The organism is Candidiatus Paracoxiella cheracis (assembly GCF_049348705.1).
Taxonomy (GTDB): Bacteria; Pseudomonadota; Gammaproteobacteria; order Coxiellales; family Coxiellaceae; genus Paracoxiella; species Paracoxiella cheracis.
On the sequence record NZ_CP186485.1, the window covers coordinates 1751973 to 1765034 of the forward strand.

15 protein-coding genes and 1 pseudogene are annotated in these 13062 nt (G+C 43.8%); 6 read left to right on the forward strand and 10 right to left on the reverse strand.

From position 1 onward, the window contains the following. Positions 1-52: 52 nt before the first annotated feature. A complete protein-coding gene (locus ACJMKR_RS09200; protein ID WP_423062801.1) occupies positions 53-463 on the forward strand; it encodes a nucleoid-structuring protein H-NS in 411 nt (136 codons plus the stop codon). Between the two features lie 83 nt (positions 464-546). Here the strand turns inward: ACJMKR_RS09200 and ACJMKR_RS09205 are convergent, their stop codons facing one another. The 3 genes from ACJMKR_RS09205 to ACJMKR_RS09215 form a co-directional block, all read right to left on the reverse strand. After that, entirely contained in the window at positions 547-909 is a 363-nt protein-coding gene (locus ACJMKR_RS09205; RefSeq protein WP_423062802.1) for a thioredoxin family protein, read from the reverse strand. Continuing rightward, a complete protein-coding gene (gene adk / locus ACJMKR_RS09210) occupies positions 884-1591 on the reverse strand; it encodes an adenylate kinase (protein ID WP_423062803.1) in 708 nt (235 codons plus the stop codon). The genes ACJMKR_RS09205 and adk overlap by 26 nt, the downstream gene beginning before the upstream one ends. A 61-nt stretch (positions 1592-1652) precedes the next feature. After that, the gene (locus ACJMKR_RS09215; protein ID WP_423062804.1) at positions 1653-2024 is read right to left on the reverse strand and encodes a GspH/FimT family protein; all 372 of its coding nucleotides are present in this window, start codon (positions 2022-2024) and stop codon (positions 1653-1655) included. 169 nt (positions 2025-2193) lie between these two features. Between ACJMKR_RS09215 and ACJMKR_RS09220 the strand changes: the two genes are divergently transcribed. Together ACJMKR_RS09220 and ACJMKR_RS09225 are read left to right on the forward strand one after the other, a co-directional pair. Then, complete coding sequence (locus ACJMKR_RS09220) at positions 2194-3732, forward strand: transposase (protein WP_423062805.1); 1539 nt, start codon at positions 2194-2196, stop codon at positions 3730-3732. Positions 3733-3752: 20 nt separating this feature from the next. Continuing rightward, a complete protein-coding gene (locus ACJMKR_RS09225) occupies positions 3753-4751 on the forward strand; it encodes an IPT/TIG domain-containing protein (RefSeq protein WP_423062806.1) in 999 nt (332 codons plus the stop codon). On the opposite strand, the gene ACJMKR_RS09230 is transcribed toward ACJMKR_RS09225, so the two are convergent. The 6 genes and pseudogenes from ACJMKR_RS09230 to ffh all read right to left on the reverse strand — a co-directional run bounded on the left by ACJMKR_RS09230 (position 4743) and on the right by ffh (position 9128). Next, positions 4743-5210 (reverse strand): methylated-DNA--[protein]-cysteine S-methyltransferase, encoded by a 468-nt coding sequence (locus tag ACJMKR_RS09230; protein ID WP_423062807.1) that lies wholly within the window; start codon positions 5208-5210, stop codon positions 4743-4745. The genes ACJMKR_RS09225 and ACJMKR_RS09230 overlap by 9 nt on opposite strands. Then, positions 5210-5557 (reverse strand): 50S ribosomal protein L19, encoded by a 348-nt coding sequence (gene rplS / locus ACJMKR_RS09235; protein ID WP_423062808.1) that lies wholly within the window; start codon positions 5555-5557, stop codon positions 5210-5212. Before rplS ends, ACJMKR_RS09230 begins: the two co-directional genes overlap by 1 nt. Beyond that, the gene (gene trmD / locus ACJMKR_RS09240) at positions 5554-6345 is read right to left on the reverse strand and encodes a tRNA (guanosine(37)-N1)-methyltransferase TrmD (protein WP_423062809.1); all 792 of its coding nucleotides are present in this window, start codon (positions 6343-6345) and stop codon (positions 5554-5556) included. The genes rplS and trmD overlap by 4 nt, the downstream gene beginning before the upstream one ends. Further along, a complete protein-coding gene (rimM, locus tag ACJMKR_RS09245; RefSeq protein ID WP_423062810.1) occupies positions 6332-6847 on the reverse strand; it encodes a ribosome maturation factor RimM in 516 nt (171 codons plus the stop codon). Before rimM ends, trmD begins: the two co-directional genes overlap by 14 nt. A 157-nt stretch (positions 6848-7004) precedes the next feature. Then, a pseudogene (gene rpsP / locus ACJMKR_RS09250) lies at positions 7005-7259 on the reverse strand (30S ribosomal protein S16); the annotation flags it as partial. Between the two features lie 486 nt (positions 7260-7745). After that, complete coding sequence (ffh, locus tag ACJMKR_RS09255) at positions 7746-9128, reverse strand: signal recognition particle protein (RefSeq protein WP_423064227.1); 1383 nt, start codon at positions 9126-9128, stop codon at positions 7746-7748. Between the two features lie 87 nt (positions 9129-9215). On the opposite strand from ffh, the gene ACJMKR_RS09260 reads away from it, so the two are divergent. The 3 genes from ACJMKR_RS09260 to ACJMKR_RS09270 are packed head-to-tail and all read left to right on the forward strand — an operon-like array spanning position 9216 to position 11421. Further along, the gene (locus ACJMKR_RS09260; protein WP_423062811.1) at positions 9216-10031 is read left to right on the forward strand and encodes a cytochrome C assembly family protein; all 816 of its coding nucleotides are present in this window, start codon (positions 9216-9218) and stop codon (positions 10029-10031) included. A 6-nt stretch (positions 10032-10037) separates the two neighbouring features. Next, complete coding sequence (locus tag ACJMKR_RS09265; protein WP_423062812.1) at positions 10038-11306, forward strand: HlyC/CorC family transporter; 1269 nt, start codon at positions 10038-10040, stop codon at positions 11304-11306. Further along, positions 11293-11421, forward strand: a complete 129-nt coding sequence (locus ACJMKR_RS09270; RefSeq protein WP_423062813.1) for a prepilin-type N-terminal cleavage/methylation domain-containing protein — start codon at positions 11293-11295, stop codon at positions 11419-11421. Before ACJMKR_RS09265 ends, ACJMKR_RS09270 begins: the two co-directional genes overlap by 14 nt. A 49-nt stretch (positions 11422-11470) precedes the next feature. Here ACJMKR_RS09270 and ACJMKR_RS09275 read toward each other — a convergent pair whose 3' ends face one another. Then, positions 11471-13009: a transposase gene (locus ACJMKR_RS09275; RefSeq protein WP_423062352.1), complete on the reverse strand. Its 1539-nt coding sequence runs from the start codon at positions 13007-13009 to the stop codon at positions 11471-11473. Positions 13010-13062: the final 53 nt, after the last annotated feature.

Here is a 13062-nt window from a genome sequence, read left to right on the forward strand (position 1 = left end):
TTATTGTAAAATATAATTGTCGTTTTTTATTAAGCTAATCAGGGAGAAAAAGATGCCAGCAAGAAAGAGAAGAAAAACAGCAAAGAGAGGACGTTCAAAACGAGCTAGCACTGTTAGTGCAGCAAGATTGAGAAAAGTTCTTAAAGAACGCGACCATGCACGTAAAAAATTACGTGCCGCTGAAAAAAGGCTTACCAAAGCTAAAAAAGACGCTGCTCGTAAATTAAGTAAGCTTAAGAAAGCAGCTGCTAAAGCAGGTAAACCTGCTCATCGAGGCAAAAAGCGTAAATCTGCGAAGCGTAGAAAAACTGCTGCTCGCAAGACGAAACGCAGAGGTCGCCCTAAAAAGAGAGCCGCTGCTCGCAAATCTAGTAGTCGCCGTAGAGGTAGACCACGAAAAAAAGCTGCAGCAACGAAAACAGCTTCAAGACGTCGAAGAGGACGCCCTCGAAAGAAAAAATAGTCTGATTCAGACTAATTCAAAAAACCCGCAGAGTAACATTTGTGGGTTTTTTTTATAGCATAGCTATACACTAAATTATATTTTTATCCCCCTTCCTGATCGACCACATTTTTCAATGTCTTCGGGTCAATCGCTTGAGCTTGTCGAATTAATTTTGAGAGCACCGTGCCCGTCATGGCACCCGATTCTGCAAAGACAATCACTCGATCGCGCAAGATCATCACAGAGGGCACCGACAGAATGTGAAACTCTTGCGCCAAATCTTTTTCAGCATCAATATCGACATTACCAAACATAACATCGGGATATTGCTCTGCAACCTGTGAAATCACTTTTTCAAATGACCGACAAGGCGCACACCACTGTGCACCAAAGTCGATTACGATTAAATCGTGTTTGGCGATGACATCATCAAAGTTTTTATGAGTCAGTTTTATTAAATTCATGCAAGCCTCCTGCTTTGTTACTTCCCAATAAGATTTGGAACAATCGTTTTGACACTGTTTCCAGTGGACCAACCCCCAAAATACGATAGTATTCTGGCGCGCTGGAATCTCCCGAATCTGCCCACCGATGATAATATTCAACTAGAGGTTGGGTTTGTTCACGATAAACCTCAAGACGTTTACGCACGGTTTCCTCCTCATCATCATCACGGTGAATTAATGGCTCACCGGTCACATCATCTGTGCCTGCTTCTTTGGGAGGATTATAAATACGATGATAAGTTCGCCCTGACGCAGGATGCACCATCCGGCCACTCATACGTTCTATAATTTCTTCATCGGGAACATCCATTTCGATCACAAAATCGATTTTAATATGGGCATCACGAAGCGCATCAGCCTGTGCGATAGTCCGCGGAAAGCCATCTAGTAAAAAGCCTTTAGCACAATCGGGCTCAGCAATTCGTTCCTGCACTAATCCAATCATTACTTCGTCAGAAACTAATTTACCGCTATCCATAATTTTTTTCGCCTCAACCCCTAGTGGTGTTTTTGCCTTAACAGCAGCGCGTAACATATCCCCCGTTGAGATTTTTGGGATATCAAACCGTGAAGCGAGAAGCTCTGCTTGCGTGCCTTTACCCGCTCCCGGTGGACCTAAAAGAATAATTCTCATGTACATCGCTTCCTAGTTGTCAGCAAAAATGTAAACTTTATCATGATTAAGTGGTGGGGAGTAGGGATTAGGAAACGGTGTCATGCCCACATACAATTCCTAATTTTTCCGCATCATCCAATTCGCGCACACGACCACTTTGTGAAACGACTAAACCCCGAGAATATTGTAGATTATGATCAACACAACAGTAAAAAGTACCCTGCTGACCCTGTGTAAATCCTTCGGTATTAAAATCCAAATAGCGATTGCGCTGAAACGCACTTTTCCAAATTAACTGATAGCCTTTTGGCAAGCCTGGATAGACTTTCAATATCTCATTCGTATCCAAGTTTTGAATAATTTGCCCCTGCTGCCAAGCACCACCACAGGTTTTACGATCATCGCTAGCACAAAATCGAATCAAATGGTGTTGTTCAACCGCCTCAATCCTTGCCATCTCAATCGCCGTTTTAAGCCGATCAATGATCACAGTTGTACGATTTCTCATTAAATTGGACTTTGGATAAATTTATAAAAATAATTAAAAATTGCTTGACATAGAAACCGAAAAAAAATTTTACGTTGTAAACAACGTTTGTTCGAAAAAATAAAATAAGGAACAAACGATGTTAGCGACAGAAAAACTAAAACAATTCCGTACATTCCTCTACAACATCTTCCCCGCGCGACGCGATGCCAATATGAATTTACTCGATGCCCTTTCAAGCCATGGCCATCGCTGCAAAACACCCATAGAATTATGTGAATCGCCATACTTTGAACGTGAATACAGTAGTATTACCGAGGCGATTAGCGATGGTTTGTCGGTAGCAAATTGTTGGGATAGCATGATGAAAATACAATATGAACATGTGAGTCATAGCGATGACCGTGTGATCATTATTGCGGATACGACACCACAGTCGCGTCAAAGTGCACACTGTGTTGAAGATCGCCATGTGGTTTACAGCCCTAATCCAGCACCGGGTAACAAACCGATTACCATTGGACATGAATATTCAACGGTATCACTATTGCCCAATGATGGTGCAGCTCAAGAAAAGCATTGGTTAGTTCCACTGGATACGAGGCGCGTTAAAAGCGATGAAAAAGGCAATGTAGTTGGGATGCAGCAAATTAACCGTTGTATTGCAGACTTAGCGCTTACTCATAAATTGGTGGTTAGCGTGGCTGATTCAAAATATGGTACAGAAGCTTGCCGTAAACTGGTTAGCGAAAATCCCAATTGGGTACATCTTTTCCGTTTTAACAGTACCCGTAATGTTTTCGCGCCCGCATCAATAGAAGATAATACCTCAGGAAGTATAAAACGCTATGGTGATGCGATGAAACTAAACGACAGCACGACTCACCGTGAATCCGATGAGATTGTGCAGCAAACCATTACAACCCGCAGTGGCAAAACTTACCAATTGGAGATTAAAATATGGCGTGACCAATTACTGCGTGGTTCAAAGCAATTTAAAGGATATGAGCATCCTGTTACTGTTGTGCAATTGGTTGCGGTTGATGCTAACGGTAAATCTTTATATAAAAATCCACTCTGGTTAGGACTCGCTGGTGAACGACGTAATGAAATCACAGCATTAGAAGCCTATCACTATTACGATAGACGCTATGACATTGAACACTACTTTCGTTTTGGTAAAGACAAACTGTTATTTGACCGATACCAAACACCGGATGTTAAGCACGAAGAAGATTGGTGGCGGATGACAGCATTAGCGTATACGCAACTTTATCTAGCGAGGAATCTTGCCCCGATTTTACCGAAAAAATGGGAGCGGTATTTGCCGAGCTTCCAAGTGGATAACGAAAAACCATCAATAACTGCGACCCCTTCACAAACGCAACGGGGTTTTTCTACGGTGCTTGATACCGTTGGCACGCCTGCTAATCTCTGCAAACCACGCGGTAATCCGCAAGGCAGAACCAAAGGTGATACGCAGGGGAAACGCACGCGACATCCTGCTATTTTCAAAAATAGCAACTCAAAAATTAAAACGATTCAGAGGACTGAAGAAAAGACGCAAAACTCAGACCCTGAAAAAATAGAGGATTTGATTGGGATAGTAAAATCATGGTTGGATAAAATAAATTTTACACCTGAGAAATTCTACGAATTGCTGCAAAAAACAGCTTAAGATTTAGAAACTCACATTTTTTGATTATTGTCCTAACTGGCAAGGGATTTTATTTATCCAAAGTCCAATTTACAGGCGCAACGGGCGCGACTTTTGATGGCGTGGCGGCGACGGATTTCACGGTAGTGAATGATACAACCATTACGTGTACGACCCCGGCGCATGCGGCAGGCAGTGTGAACGTGGCGGTGACAGGTCCGGGCGGTTCGGGCACTGTAACGAATGTGTTTACGTATGAAAACCCAACCCCAAATCCAACGACGGTGAATCCGAACACCGGCAGCACGGCGGGTGGTACGGCGGTGACAATTACAGGCACTGGCTTTACAGGCGCAACGGGCGCGACTTTTGATGGCGTGGCGGCGACGGATTTCACGGTAGTGAATGATACAACTATTACGTGTACGACCCCGGCGCATGCGGCGGGCAGTGTCAATCTGGCGGTGACAGGTCCGGGCGGTTCGGGTACCTTAACCGATGGCTTTACGTATGAAGAGACGATCCCAAATCCTACTAGTATCAACCCGAACAGCGGCTCTACCTCGGGAGGTACAAATGTAACAATTACCGGTAGTGGTTTTACTGGAGTAACCGAGGTCACTTTTGCTCTTAGTCTGGCGACAAATCTAATCGTTGTGGATGATAATACAATAACATGTACAACACCGGCTCATTCGGCGGGCTTAACAAACGTTTTAGTCTTCGGGCCCGGTGGTATAGGTGTTTTGGAAGACGGGTTTACGTTTGAAAACCCAATCCCGAATCCGACTAATGTGAGTCCGAGCAGCGGCAGTTTTTTGGGTGGTACAAGTGTAACAATTACCGGCAGTGGTTTTACTGGAGCAACGGGAGTGACTTTTGATGGGGTTGCTGCGACGAGTGTGACGGTAGTGAATGACACGACGATCACATGTGCAACACCCCTTCATCTGTTGACAGGCAGTGTGGACGTTGCGGTGACGGGTCCGGGAGGGAGTGGCGTCTTGCCGAATGGGTATACGTATACGGCTTTAAAATAAAGCCATTTCATGCTCGAGCAACCAACGTTTAATCTCGAGCATGGGGCCTTTCTTTTTACCGCTGTAGCCACCTAAATCTTTTTCAGATACCACGCGATGACAAGGAATAATAATCGGGATTGGATTATCGCGGCAAGCTGCGCCCACAGGACGCGGACTGGTATTTAATATTTTAGCGATGTCTTTATAGCTGCGTGTGCTGCCCACAGGAATTTGTTGTAAGGCATTTAAAACGCTGAGTTGAAATTCAGTGACTTTTAATTCAAGCGGAATATCGAATCGATACGCGGGGTCAGCAAAGTAGCAAAGGAGTTGCTCAACGGCATTTTTCGCGATAACCGTTTTGGGTTTTAGAATAGAGTAGTCTTCACTCACAAAATCGATTCCAGTTAGACGATCTTGGGAAGTGTGTAAGCCGATTTTTCCAATACGAGTCGAAACCGTAGCTTCGTATTCCACTATACTTTTTCCTTAATCCTTGCTTTACGTCCGCGTAGGTTACGTAAGTAATAAAGTTTAGCACGACGCACATGGCCACGACGTTCAACTTTAATGCTTGCAATCATTGGACTGTAAGTTTGGAAAACACGTTCCACCCCTTCACCGTGTGAAATTTTACGAACGGTGAATGCAGAGTTGAGTCCACGATTGCGTTTTGCAATGACGAGACCTTCAAATGCTTGAAGTCGTTCACGGTTACCTTCTTTTACTTTAACTTGCACGACGACTGTATCGCCTGCTTTAAAAGCCGGAATCTGCTTATCCTTCATTTGTTCGCTTTCAATCGCTTGAATGATGTTGCTCATGATGTTTCCTCGTCACGTGAGTTCGCTATGATGAACTCGTCTAGTAATGCTTGCTCTTGTTTAGTCAAGGAACGTCTTTTTATCAGATCTGGACGCCTTTGCCAAGTCCTTCCGAGCGCTTGTTTTAATCGCCAACGGGCAATTGCAGCATGGTCGCCACTCAACAGCACGTCTGGCACGGCCTGACCGCCGATGGATTCGGGTCGGGTGTAGTGGGGATAGTCTAACAAGCCAGAGGAAAAGGAGTCTTGAGGCGCTGATTCTGCGTGTCCTAGCGCAGCGGGTAGGAGCCGGGTCATGGCATCAATCAGGATCATAGCTGGGATTTCGCCGCCGCTAACGACGTAGTCGCCGACGGACCATTCTTCATCAACTAGCTCTTCAATCAATCGCTCGTCGATCCCTTCATAGCGACCGGCAATCAAAATTAAAGGTAGGTGGTCGCTTATCAGTTCGTGTACGGCTTGTTGCGTTAATGATTTTCCTTGCGGCGATAAATGAATGACTTTGGCATTTGCACCGAGCTGTGTTTTGGCAGCTTGAATCGCCTTAGCAAGAGGCTCAAATTTCATGACCATGCCGGGACCCCCGCCGTAGGGGCGATCGTCCACGGTATGATGCACATCGGTGGTGTAGTGGCGTGGGTTCCAGTAGGAAATATCGATTAATTTATCGCGAATGGCGCGACCGACAATTCCATAATTTAATGCCTGAAACATCTCCGCGAAAATTGTGATTAAAGCTATTTTCAAAGGTAACTCCAGAGCTTGATTCCTAAAACTCCTCATCCCATTCAACACGCATTTCTTTTTTTTCTAAATCTATAGATTTCACGACATCATCGATATAGGGGAGCCATCGTTCTTTATGAGCATCTTTTATAATCATGACGTCGTTGGATCCGGTTTCGATTAAGTGGTCGATTTTGCCGAGATCAATATCTTTTTCATTGATAACGCGCAGCCCAATTAAGTCGGTCCAGTAATATTCACCTTGTTTTAAAGGGATTAATTCATCACGAGATACGGCAATTAAGTCGTTAGTGTATTCGCGGGCTTTATCGCGATCATCACAGCCTTCGATTTTTACCACTAAAAATTCACCATGACGTTTGCCGTCTTGAATCGTGATTGGTTGCCACAAGCGTTTATGTTCGATTTGCCAGATTTTATGATCGAGAAGATTGTCGATAGGATCGGTAAAAGAAATTACTTTAAGCCAGCCACGAACCCCATAGGCGCTCCCAAAGCGCCCCATGATAACGGTGTTATTCGGCTTCTTTGTCTGCATCAACTTTTGCAGCGTCTTCTTGGGCTTCTGCTTTCACTTTTTCTTTGGATTCTTCTGCGGCTGCTTTTTTCGCTTCAGCTTCGGCTTTCTTTTGGGCCTTCATAGAAGCTTCGAGCTGTGCTTTTTTCATTTCGCTACGGCTAGGGCCACCTTTTTGCGCCTTATCAGGAGATTGCTTAAGCTGTTTGATGAGGTGAGCAACACGATCAGAGGCTTTGGCACCTTGGCCTACCCAGTAGTCGATGCGCTCTTGTTCGAGCTGCAAGCGAAGGTCTTGGCCACGAGCCATAGGGTTATAGTAGCCCACGCGCTCGATGAATCGACCATCGCGAGAGCAACGGCTATCCGCTACAACCACATGATAGAAAGGGCGTTTATTGCCGCCTGTCCGTGAGAGTCTGATTACTACCATCTGCTTAGATTACCTCATTCATTTAGTTAGTTCGGGGATGATACCCGAATCGAGTTCGCTATTCTAGGGCAAATTTCAGCAAGATGGAAGGTTGGAGTGTCTCTTGTTTGTTCTGGGGTCGGTGATTGCTTCTGTGCTTAAAACCACTAGCAAGAATGAAAAAAAATGGTGTTATTTCGACCAACGCGAGAAATCTCATTTGAATTTCAATTGTTTGGCTTACGCGATTGGCGTTACTGTTTTTCGGGAATCGCCGTCCTTGGCTGCTAAGTACGTCCATGGTACTTACGCCCGCAAAACAGTAACACCAACCTCTCTGCCGCAATTGAAATGCTGTTTGAGAGTGGATGACTCAACGTAACCTCGTCAGCTCTACATGAACATAACACATTGCTGCGCTCACGAGATCCCTCACTTCGTTCGGGATGACATCGTTTGGGGTGACACGGATGATGGCACTCCACATCCCGAGGGCACGTAGTCGTCTTATTTATCCCAGCCGGGTGGGAGTTTGCCCATCAATTCGGGAGGTAGTTGGCCTTGCATGCGTTTCATTTGTTTCATCATTTTATCGCCCTTCATGCGCTTCATCATTTTTTGCATTTGAGTGAATTGTTTTAATAGCTTATTCACGTCTTGGATTTGCGTGCCGGAACCATTGGCGATGCGGCGTTTGCGCGAACCATTAATTAGGGCAGGGAAATGACGTTCTTTTAATGTCATCGACTGAATCATGGCCTGCATTTTTATGAGTAGTTTATCGTCCATCATCGCGGCAGCACCCTTTGGCAATTGACCCGTGCCGGGTAACTTGCCGAGGAGTGATTTCATGCCACCCATTTTTTTCATTTGTTCGAGTTGTGTTAAAAAATCGTCGAAGTCGAATCGTTTGCCTTTTTTAAGTTTTTTTGCGATTTTTTTCGCTTGTTTTTCGTCGACTTTTTGTTGGGCTTGTTCGACTAAACTGACGATATCACCCATGCCTAAAATACGTGAGGCAATTCGATCCGGATGAAAAGGTTCGAGCGCATCGATTTTTTCGCCGACACCTACGAATTTGATCGGTTTGCCGGTAATCATTCGCATCGATAGTGCGGCACCTCCGCGTGCATCGCCGTCAGTTTTTGTGAGGATGACGCCCGTTAATGGTAAGGTGTCGTTAAATGTTTTTGCGATGTTTGCGGCGTCTTGACCTGTCATGCTGTCGACAACTAATAATGTTTCCGTCGGCGAAATGACATCATTAATTTGACGAATTTCTTTCATCAATGCATCGTCAACATGCATTCGACCTGCCGTATCGAGAATTAATACATCAGAAAATTGCGTTTTTGCAGCATTTAAAGCGGCTTTAGCAATGTTTACTGGTTTTTGATCGGATTTCGTTTCGAAAAATTTCACACTAATTTGCTTAGCTAACGTTTCCAATTGTTCGATAGCGGCGGGACGATGAACGTCGGCAGAAGCTACCATCACCGATTTCTTTTTAACGTCTTTCAACCAGCGCGCTAGTTTTGCAACCGTTGTCGTTTTACCGGAGCCTTGCAAGCCAGCCATGACAATGACGATCGGTGGTTGTTGTTTGAGATTAATTTCAGATTGTTCATCACCGAGAATGTGGACCAATTCGTCTTGAACGACTTTCACAAGCGCATCGCCCGGGCGTACATTCCCGATGACTTTTTGGCCGAGCGCTTTTTCGCGTACTTGCTCGATGAAGTCTTTTATAACGGGTAGCGCCACATCAGCTTCGATGAGTGCTGTGCGGATATCGCGCAGGGCGCTTTGAATGTTATCTTCGGTGAGGCGGCCCAAGCCGCGTAGGTTGTTGATGCTTTTTGTTAATTTTTCACTGAGGTTTGAGAACATGGTTTGTCTTACGTTATTCAAATTAGAAGGGCATTATAACGCGAGTTACCCCAGTCCCCAATCCCTAAATATGATATCCTTGCTTGGATGAATATCAGCTCATTATCAATCCTTACAATTGCCATGTATGCTAGCGCGAGCGTGGCCCAGGGCTTAAGCTTGTTTAACCGAATCAAGGGTACCAAAATTTGGATGGTGCTACTGGGCTTTGTGGCAGTTGCGTTACATGCTCTGTTATTGCATCACTGGATTGATCTTGTATCTGGTCAAAATCTTACCGTTTTTAATATGTTATCGCTGGTAGTATGGTTGGTATCATTATTAGTTCTGCTTATCATTCTATTCAAGCCAGTCGATATGCTCGCACTGTTTATTTTTCCATTGGCTATCTTCTCCATTTTATTGGTAGTGGGATTTCCCAGTCGATTTATTATTAAAACGGGTGGGCGACCTTCCGAATTGTTTCATATTTTTTTGTCAGTAATTACCTTTGCGGTCATGTGTGTGGCTGGCTTTCAAGCCATTTTGTTGGCGATTCAAGAACGGGTATTGCGTACAAAACTAGGCGGAACGTTACTTCACAAATTGCCCCCCTTAATCACGATGGAGAAATTATTATTTCAGATGCTCACAACTGGGTTTGTGTTGTTGAGTTTGCTGTTGGCTACCAGTCTTTATTCATTTCACACCATTTTATTGAGTGACGCTGTGATATTGCAGAAGGCGGTAATTGTGCTTGCGGCATGGGCGATTATTGGGGCTCTGTTGTTGGGGCGTTATTTATGGGGATGGCGAGGGCGCAAAGCTATTTACTGTACTTTGTTCGGTGTATTACTATTACTTATAGTGTACTTTGGCATTAACTTAGGGCCCGTTTACAATTCTACTGTGATGAATGGATAAAAAACATTGACCGGATTCAATCCAGATTTATTAATTATTCTATTAATTTTGCTGATATTGCTTTCAGCGTTTTTTTCAGGCTCTGAAACGGGCATGATGGCGTTGAACCGCTATCGTCTCCGACATTTAGCGCGCAAAGGTGATCCAGCGGCTAAGCGCACGGCTAAATTATTAGAAAGACCCGATCGACTGTTAGGTATTATTTTACTCGGCAACACGTTTGCCAATGTGTTCGCATCGGCTGTTGCTACCATCATCGCGGTTCATTACCTGGGTGATCTTGGAGTGTTGATTTCGACGATCGCTTTGACATTCGTTCTCTTAATTTTTGCGGAAACTACACCGAAAACGTTAGCCGCCTTATGTCCGCAGCGGGTTGCGTTTCCCGCATCATTACCTTTGAAAATATTATTGGTGATTTTATATCCGTTAGTTTGGTTTATTAATGGTGTAGCAAATGGGGTGCTACGATTGTTTCGTATCAAGGTTAAGGGTCACATGATAGAGCCTTTGACAGCAGAAGAATTGCGGTCTGTGGTGCGAGAAGCGTCTGGGAAAATCTCATCCAATTATCAACAAATACTGCTGCGTGTTTTGAATTTGGGTCAGATTACGGTTGAAGATGTTATGGTGCCGCGCAACGAAATATACGGTATTGATATTACGGACGATTGGGATAAAATTTTAAAACAATTAACAGAGTCAGAGCACACAAAGATACCTATTTATCGTGAGAATATCGATCAGGTGATTGGTATGTTAAATCTGCGTAGTTTAATAGGTCAGTTACCCAAGCGCGAGTTAACAAAAGATCGATTAGTGAAATTAGCTAAAGAAGTATATTTCATACCAGAGGTCACATTGATAAATCGACAGTTGTTAAATTTTCAAAAAGAAAATAGAAGGATTGGTCTGGTTATTGACGAATATGGAGATATACAAGGTCTAGTATCCATACAAGACATTATAGAAGAAATTGTGGGCGAATTTGCTATTGATATTGATGACGTTGCGCGTTTAGTGCAGCGTCAAGAAGATGGTAGTTATTTAGTGGATGGGAGAATTTCATTGCGGGATCTAAATCGTTTAACGGATTGGGAATTACCGATAGAGGGTCCAAAAACATTGAGTGGTTTAGTGATTGAGCATCTCGAAATGATTCCAACCTCAGGAATGGCGTTAAGACTAGTTGGTTATCCTATGGAAGTAATTAAGGTCAGCGGTAATACCATTCGCTTAGTAAAAGTATGGCCTGAAAAACGTGTTAGTTCGTAGCGTTGCTGGATTAACTTTATTAGAGCTCCTCGTCACATTGTCCATTTTGCTGATTTTGCAGTGTGTGGCTATGCCGTCGTTGCATCATTTTTTAATTTGGACTTTGGATAAATAAAATCCCTTGCCAGTTAGGACAATAATCAAAAAATGTGAGTTTCTAAATCTTAAGCTGTTTTTTGCAGCAATTCGTAGAATTGCTCAGGTGTAAAATTTATTTTATCCAACCATGATTTTACTATCCCAATCAAATCCTCTATTTTTTCAGGGTCTGAGTTTTGCGTCTTTTCTTCAGTCCTCTGAATCGTTTTAATTTTTGAGTTGCTATTTTTGAAAATAGCAGGATGTCGCGTGCGTTTCCCCTGCGTATCACCTTTGGTTCTGCCTTGCGGATTACCGCGTGGTTTGCAGAGATTAGCAGGCGTGCCAACGGTATCAAGCACCGTAGAAAAACCCCGTTGCGTTTGTGAAGGGGTCGCAGTTATTGATGGTTTTTCGTTATCCACTTGGAAGCTCGGCAAATACCGCTCCCATTTTTTCGGTAAAATCGGGGCAAGATTCCTCGCTAGATAAAGTTGCGTATACGCTAATGCTGTCATCCGCCACCAATCTTCTTCGTGCTTAACATCCGGTGTTTGGTATCGGTCAAATAACAGTTTGTCTTTACCAAAACGAAAGTAGTGTTCAATGTCATAGCGTCTATCGTAATAGTGATACGCTTCTAATGCTGTGATTTCATTACGTCGTTCACCAGCGAGTCCTAACCAGAGTGGATTTTTATATAAAGATTTACCGTTAGCATCAACCGCAACCAATTGCACAACAGTAACAGGATGCTCATATCCTTTAAATTGCTTTGAACCACGCAGTAATTGGTCACGCCATATTTTAATCTCCAATTGGTAAGTTTTGCCACTGCGGGTTGTAATGGGTTGCTGCACAATCTCATCGGATTCACGGTGAGTCGTGCTGTCGTTTAGTTTCATCGCATCACCATAGCGTTTTATACTTCCTGAGGTATTATCTTCTATTGATGCGGGCGCGAAAACATTACGGGTACTGTTAAAACGGAAAAGATGTACCCAATTGGGATTTTCGCTAACCAGTTTACGGCAAGCTTCTGTACCATATTTTGAATCAGCCACGCTAACCACCAATTTATGAGTAAGCGCTAAGTCTGCAATACAACGGTTAATTTGCTGCATCCCAACTACATTGCCTTTTTCATCGCTTTTAACGCGCCTCGTATCCAGTGGAACTAACCAATGCTTTTCTTGAGCTGCACCATCATTGGGCAATAGTGATACCGTTGAATATTCATGTCCAATGGTAATCGGTTTGTTACCCGGTGCTGGATTAGGGCTGTAAACCACATGGCGATCTTCAACACAGTGTGCACTTTGACGCGACTGTGGTGTCGTATCCGCAATAATGATCACACGGTCATCGCTATGACTCACATGTTCATATTGTATTTTCATCATGCTATCCCAACAATTTGCTACCGACAAACCATCGCTAATCGCATCGGTAATACTACTGTATTCACGTTCAAAGTATGGCGATTCACATAATTCTATGGGTGTTTTGCAGCGATGGCCATGGCTTGAAAGGGCATCGAGTAAATTCATATTGGCATCGCGTCGCGCGGGGAAGATGTTGTAGAGGAATGTACGGAATTGTTTTAGTTTTTCTGTCGCTAACATCGTTTGTTCCTTATTTTATTTTTTCGAACAAACGTTGTTTACAACGTAAAATT

Excerpts from the sequence above, each read along its gene's own strand:
- ffh (WP_423064227.1), bottom strand. The coding sequence starts at position 9,128 with ATGTTCTCAAACCTCAGTGAAAAATTAACAAAAAGCATCAACAACCTA.
- ACJMKR_RS09205 (WP_423062802.1), bottom strand. The coding sequence starts at position 909 with ATGAATTTAATAAAACTGACTCATAAAAACTTTGATGATGTCATCGCC.
- adk (WP_423062803.1), bottom strand. The coding sequence starts at position 1,591 with ATGTACATGAGAATTATTCTTTTAGGTCCACCGGGAGCGGGTAAAGGC.
- ACJMKR_RS09275 (WP_423062352.1), bottom strand. The coding sequence starts at position 13,009 with ATGTTAGCGACAGAAAAACTAAAACAATTCCGTACATTCCTCTACAAC.
- trmD (WP_423062809.1), bottom strand. The coding sequence starts at position 6,345 with ATGAGGAGTTTTAGGAATCAAGCTCTGGAGTTACCTTTGAAAATAGCT.
- ACJMKR_RS09200 (WP_423062801.1), top strand. The coding sequence starts at position 53 with ATGCCAGCAAGAAAGAGAAGAAAAACAGCAAAGAGAGGACGTTCAAAA.
- ACJMKR_RS09215 (WP_423062804.1), bottom strand. The coding sequence starts at position 2,024 with ATGGCAAGGATTGAGGCGGTTGAACAACACCATTTGATTCGATTTTGT.
- rimM (WP_423062810.1), bottom strand. The coding sequence starts at position 6,847 with ATGCAGACAAAGAAGCCGAATAACACCGTTATCATGGGGCGCTTTGGG.
- rplS (WP_423062808.1), bottom strand. The coding sequence starts at position 5,557 with ATGAGCAACATCATTCAAGCGATTGAAAGCGAACAAATGAAGGATAAG.
- ACJMKR_RS09220 (WP_423062805.1), top strand. The coding sequence starts at position 2,194 with ATGTTAGCGACAGAAAAACTAAAACAATTCCGTACATTCCTCTACAAC.
- ACJMKR_RS09260 (WP_423062811.1), top strand. The coding sequence starts at position 9,216 with ATGAATATCAGCTCATTATCAATCCTTACAATTGCCATGTATGCTAGC.